Here is a 6,654-nt window from a genome sequence, read left to right as displayed (position 1 = left end):
GAATTGCTTGTCCATCTTTATGCCTCGAATTGAATTTGCATTGTAGCGGGATCACCAGAACTTGTAGCTCGCTGCGAATGCATACGAACGGCCGAACAGATTCTGGCTGTGGTTATAGCCTTCCCAGCCATTCGGATCGAAGTAAGGCATCTTGTTGGTCACGTTCTTGATGGTCAGGCCCAGGTCCAGGTTCTTGATCGGCTTCCAGGTGAAACCCAGATTGACCGTGGTGTAGGAAGGCGTGCCGTCGCAGGCATTCTTCGGCATATCGACGCCTGCCGCCATGCAGTTTTCCGGCGTGTTGTCGGTGTCGTAAGGACCATAAGCCCATTTGGTGCCGCCCGTGTAATTCACGAATACGCTGGTGATGAAGTTGCGATAGCTCCAGTCGGCGTTGACGGTTGCACGCACGCGCGGCGAATCGTAGTAGCCCACGTAGTTGCCGGAGAAGCCGCTGCCGTCCTCATAGTTGTACACCTCGCGGCGGCGGATCGTCGCGGAAGCGCCGGTGCCAAGCTTGCCCCATTCGCCCAGCGAGAACTTGGCGCGTGCGTCGATGTCCACGCCATCGATCAGAGTACGGCCACGGTTCGAGTAGGAGTTGATCAGGCCAGCCAGATTACCAACCGAATATTTCGGCACGCCGCTGGCACAGGCAGCCGCATTGGCGGGATTGGCGCACATTGCAGCGACGGCCGCCATATTGCCGCGGTCCGCATCGGTGAGCGCCATGCGCGTCGCGTTGCCCGCGCCAGCCAGCGTTGGGCCGTATTGGTCAACCAGCTGGGTGAACAGCTGGTTGAAGTCCTGGCGCACGATTTCGTCGCGGCGGTAGACGAACCAGTAGTCCAGCGAGATGCTGACATCCTTGGCCGGCTGCAGCACGATGCCGGCGGTGGAGATCTTGGCCTTTTCAGGCTTCAGATCCGGGTTCGGTGGCGTCAGGCCGCCGACGGTGGTCGAGCAGTTGGAATTCAGCAGGGTTTTGCCCAGATCGACATCGGTCGGCGAGACGGATTTCATGAGCGTCTTGGCGATGGCATTGGTTTCGTCGCAGCGCACGGTGTCGCGGATGCCGCCAACCTGCGCGAACACACCGCCGCTGCCCGATTCCGCCAGATTCGGTGCGCGGAAGCCTTCCGAGTAGGTACCGCGCAGCATCAGGTCCGGATGCGCGCGCCATTGCACACCGATCTTCGGCGCCAGATTGGCGGCAAAGTGCGGATATTTGTCGACGCGTGCCGCTGCATTCAGTTCCAGCTTGTCGGTCACCGGCACCACCACCTCGCCGAACAGTGCGGAGATGGTGCGCTGGCCGTCAAACCAGGAGCCACCCTGCTGCGTGATCAGGCCATTCGCCGCGTCCGTGTTACCCGGCGTGTAGAAACTTTCGCGCATCAGGTTCGCGCCCACGGCGGCACGCACTTCGCGGTCCCCGATCTTGGCGATGGTGCCTTCCAGCTTGCCGTCCCAGGTAATCAGCTTGGTCCAGGACTGGATGTCGAAGGTTGGGTAGGCTGCGCGCAGCAAGGCCGCATTGGACTCGCTGATCTCGCCAAAATGGTAGGCCGGGTTATCGGAGATATACGTGCGGCCGGTAACCGGATCTTTGGTGAACGGACCAAAGGCCTTCTGGAAGCCGTCGATATTGACGTTGATAGTCTGGTACAGCACCGAATGGCTGCCCGCTACGCCAACCGCAGTCTCATAGTCCCAGCCATTGAACAGCGAGCCGCGCAAACCGGCCAGCACGCGGTAGTTGTTGTCGGTGTTGGTCTGCCCGAAGTGATCGTTCGCGTCCTGCAGCAGATAGTTCAGACCTGCCGCGCCGCCCATCTTGGCGGCCATATCCGGATCGAGCTTGCCCTTCAGGTAGACGTTGTTCGGACCGAGATAAGGATAGACGAAGGTATTCAGCTGCGTCCCGGTGTTGCGCGCGAACCAGTTGGAGGTGCTGCCGCTGTTGAAGCTGCGCGGGCCGTTATCGCCATGTAAATTGATGTGGGTGAAGGCGACTTCGGCGAAAGCTTCCGTGTCGTCGTTGATCTTCAGGCGGCCGGCAAGGTAGCCGGTGGCGCGCTTGGACGACGGGCCGGTATCCAGTGCGTACGGCAGATTGTTCCAGATGCAGCGTGTGCCTGCCGCCTCAGTCACACTGGTCGGGCAGCCTGGCACCGCGCGCTGGGTGCGGGCATTGTTGTTGGCTTTATCGAAAACGAAGAAAGTACCCGGATTCAGCACGCCGGGCTCGCTGCCGGTGCCGTTGCGGAAGTCGCGGATGAAGGTCGGGTTGGCGGTGTAGAAGTAGTCCGGACGCTTCAGATAAGTGTCTTCCAGTGCGATGCGGTCACGCTTGTACAGATTCAGCGAGCCGTAGATGTTGTAGCCGTCGCTGGCCAGGTCGCCTTTACCGTACAGGATGCTGGCCTGATGCTCGCCGTAGGACTTCACATTGGACGAGGAGTCGTTGTTGACGCGCGCTTCCAGGCCCTGGTAGTTCTTCTTGGTGATCACGTTGATCACCCCCGCTACGGCATCGGAGCCGTAGATCGCCGAGGCGCCGTCGGTCAGAATTTCCATGCGCTCGATCGCCGCGGCCGGGATCGCGTCGATGTTGACGAACATGGTCTGGAAGCCAGCCGGTGCGCCGTAGAAGGACAGGCGGCGGCCATTCAGCAGCACCAGCGTGCCTTGTGCGCCAAGGCCGCGCAGGTTGGCCTGCGATGCGCCATCGGAGCCGGTGAACATGGAGCGGAAGTCCTGCTGCGCCGGACGTGCGGCGGGGATGTTGTCCAGCACCTGAAGCAGGGTGCGGGCGCCCATGTTTTCAATTTCCTTGGCATCGATCACCTGCACCGGCGATGCGGTTTCGGCGTTGATGCGTTTCAGGCTCGATCCGGTCACTTCAACGCGGACCAGCTTCTCGCCTTTCTCGGCGTTTTCGGCCTTGTCGTCGACCGGGTCGGCAGCCAGTGCGCCGGAAGCCAGGCCTGCTGCGGCCAATGCGGCCATCAATTTCTTCAGTTCCAAGTGCGTCTCCTCTTTTTTTAGGTTGAGAGCGCCCCTCCCCTTCGAAGAGGGGTGCTTGAAGTGGATGCTTAGATTGCGGTTAGCGCAGTCGGGCTGTGGCGCCCTCCGTGCCTGTCAGTACGGCGTTGGCCCAGTTGCCGCAAACCTGGGCGGGATGAGCGCCGCGCGCGCCCAGCGTGCGCAGACTGAGTTGACTCAGGCCGCGGACATCGATTTCCGGCTTGACCACCGCCGGCGCGGTAATGAAGCCGCTGTCGTAGAGCAGGCGGTCGCCGCTCCAGACCTGGAATTGCAGACCGCCGTTGGCGCGGCAGCTGTCGTCCACACCAAGGTCGGCACGCAGCAGGTGCCAGCCGCCTTGCAGTTGCAGGTCGATGCGGCTCATTGCGCCGACGCCCAGGCCTTTACGGAAGCGCAATCCGTTCATGCGCATTTCGTTCGCCTTGCCGGCAGGCTTGTCGCGGCCGATGGTTTTAGGCAGCGTCAGGTCGGACAGGTATTGCTGCTGTTCGGCGCCCTCAGGTACGCGATGYTCGAGGATACGGAACTCGGACAGCGTGATTGGGGCGACTTCGTTCGGCACGGAGGCGTTATAGGCTTGCGCGGTGCTGCCTTGTGCTGCGGTGACCATTGGATCGGTCGCCGATGCCGCTTCGCCTTCCGGATTCTGTGTGCTCAGCACGCGGAAACGCAGCAGGCGTCCCGCGGTAGCTGCAAAGCTGATGGTCTGCGCGCCTTCCTGCAGTTTCAGGCGTCCTTTCTGAATTGGCGCGCCCCAGTCGCCATTGCTGTCGCCGATATAGATTTCGTAGTCGCGGATCTGGCCGTGCTTCCAGTGCTGATCGTTACGCGGCGCCAGTTCGATACCGTCGATCAGGCGGCGCTCGGTGAAGCCGATAGTCCACTCATGCGCGCCGCTGCGCACGGCCTGGCTGCGCAAGGTGCGGAACCAGGTGGCCGGGTTGCCATCGAAAGCGTTCTCCAGCGGCTGACCGGGTTCCTCCGCAGGACGATTAACCACGACCATTGCGTCCGCAGGCAGCGCCCGCCCCATCGCCGGCGCTGCGGGGAATTCGTCGTCAGCACGGAACAGCACACCAGCTACGGTGGCTGCCGACGCGGCCTCCCCGGACGCGGATGGCTGCGCGGCGCCCGCCACCGGCGCCGCTCCGCCAGCAGGTGCGGTCGCGCCAGCAGCAACCGCGATCACGAGCGGCTGGCGGATATCCTGCGCCGCAGTCTTGGCGTGCAGCGTTCCCTTGCGCTCGGCCGCGTCGAAGAACCAGCCCTCGGCCGCCGCATCAAATTCTGCACGCGATGCACGCTGCGCCAGCGCCTTGCCCGCTGCCTGCACGCCAGCGGGACGTTGCGCCAGCAGCATACGCTCCGCATAGCTACGCCGTGCCTCCTGCCCCGCATACTCGCCCACTACAGGCGCAACCTCAACGCGCACGCCTTCCGCGGCAGCATGCATGCGAATCTCCTGCGTGCTGAAAGCGCCCTTCTGATACTGGCGCGTATTGCCATCATCTTCGTACAATGAATACGACGAATCACCTTCAGGATAAAGGTCGAGCGTCAGCTGGTCCTTCGGCTTCTGCCCGTCATACAGCATCTCCGGATACATCGGCAGAATCGCGCCCGAGCGCACAAACACCGGCAACTTATCCAGCGTCACCTGCAAATCGATATCGCGGCCGGATGCACCTGCAGTCGCCTGCCGTCCATCCCAATAATCGAACCAGCGTCCCTGCGGCAGATGGATGCCCTTGCGCCAGCCCTGCGACACCGCCTGGCTGCGATACACCGGCGCCACCAGCAGTTCATGCCCCAGCAGGAACTGATACTTGTACGACTCCGACCACGCCGCAGGATCATTCGGGTGATCCCACATCATTCCGCGCACCAGCGGCGCGCCCGTCTGCTCGGCCTCGCGCGACAAGCCATACATATASGGCGTGAGGCGCATCTTCAGTTTCAGGTAGCGGCGATTGATGCTGCGGTAAGGCTCATCAAACCACCAGGGATGCTTGCGCTCAGCAGCCGACCAGCCGGACATGCCCATCAACACCGGYGTGAACGACTTCCACTGCAAATCGCGCGTGTACGTTTCCGGGCTGCCGCCGAAGATGGCGTCCACATCGCCCGTCGCATAAGCCTGTCCGGACAGGCCCGATCCGATCAGCGTTGGAATATGCCAGCGGATATAGTCCCAACTCGCACTCTGGTCGCCTGTCCAGGCCACCGCGTAACGCTGCGTACCCGCCCAGCCCATCACGGTCCAGATGAAGGGACGGCTGTCCGAATTATTCAGAATGCCGTCGTAAGCCGACTTATTCGCATCCAGCGAAAACTGATAGCCCTTGCCTGTCCACGCCACATCCAGTTTCTGCACGCGCGTGCCGGCCTTGCCGACTTCCCACGCAATCTTGTCGACACCGTTTTCCGTCCAAAGGCCGGTGCGGAAGCCGTACTTCGACAAGCCCTGCACCACTTCCGGCAGCGAGGAATAGCCGCAACCATAGCCGTCGTTCGGCAAGATCCAGCCGCCCGGCATATCGTTCTCGCGGTACTTGCGGGCCACGCTTTCGATCACATCGGGCGTCTTGCCGCTTGGGCCATCGGTCCAGCCCTTCGGCACCGTGCCCGGCTTCTTCACATTGTCGCCATCGTTATAGCAATCGGCATCGCCGTATTCGAAGGCCCAGCGCGGCAGCAGGCGCGCGCGGCCTGTCCATTCGGTATAACGGGCCAGCACATCGTGCATGTCCTTGCCGACGAAGTAGTATGCGTCGAAGCGGTTCTCCGCATGCTCCAGCGTGACCTGGGTGCTGTCGCGCAAATCGTAGCTGCCGTCCGACCAGGTATTGCGCAGCATGCCCCAGCCGCGGGAACTCATCAGAAAAGGCGCCGGGCTTGGACGATCGCCCTCTTCCCAGCCACCGGAATAGGACACGTCCAGTTGACGGCCCTTGAATTCGAAGCGTCCGTTCTGCTGGCCGCCACCATAGAAGTGTTCGGACTTGTCGCTGGAGAGCACCTGCACGCTCTGTTTCGCGCTCAGTTCCAGCGGCTGCACCTCGCGCCACAGCGGCTGCGTTTCGCCCGCGCGGTACAAAGTAAAGCGCAACGGTTTGCGATCGATGCGCAAGCTGAGCGCCGCAGTCTGGATCAGAATATGGTCAGGCTTCTCGCTCACGGTATGCTGCACATCAGGCGCCGCCTCGCCTACGACGATGGATGCCGCTTTGTCGCCCGCCCCGCTGAACTCTGCATTCGGCGCGGCCCAGATGCGCAGCACATCGGCGCGCGGCAGGCTGACCCGGATATGAGCGCCGGTATCGGTGACCAGCTCCCATTGCTGTGCGGCGTCCGCGCTGAGCGTGCGCAGGTTTCCGACAGGGGCGGCGTGGGCGGCAAAAGCAGCCATCAGCAGAGATGCAGCAAGACGGAGTTTCATAATATTTTCGAAAGAATTGCGGTTTTGGCACCCTAACTTTAGGAACAAAAACAAGTAGCGTCAACAAAAAGAAAGAAAAAAACTGAAAATTCAGGCATTTATCTTTCGTTTATTCAAATTGTTGCGGTGCAAACTTTCGAAATCGTAGCAAAAAGGCGACTTTT

Annotated in this window: 2 protein-coding genes; both read right to left on the bottom strand. The window is 61.6% G+C overall.

What is annotated here, in order from left to right:
- Positions 1–51 precede the first annotated feature (51 nt).
- Complete coding sequence (locus tag AB4Z11_RS19065) at positions 52–3,030, bottom strand: TonB-dependent receptor domain-containing protein (RefSeq protein ID WP_442026910.1); 2,979 nt, start codon at positions 3,028–3,030, stop codon at positions 52–54.
- Between the two features lie 79 nt (positions 3,031–3,109).
- A complete protein-coding gene (locus AB4Z11_RS19060; protein ID WP_442026908.1) occupies positions 3,110–6,490 on the bottom strand; it encodes a TIM-barrel domain-containing protein in 3,381 nt (1,126 codons plus the stop codon).
- Positions 6,491–6,654: the final 164 nt, after the last annotated feature.

Origin of the sequence: Pseudoduganella sp. RAF53_2 (genome assembly GCF_052113985.1) — a bacterium.
Lineage (GTDB): Bacteria > Pseudomonadota > Gammaproteobacteria > Burkholderiales > Burkholderiaceae_D > Rugamonas.
This window is presented reverse-complemented; position numbering and strand designations above follow the sequence as displayed.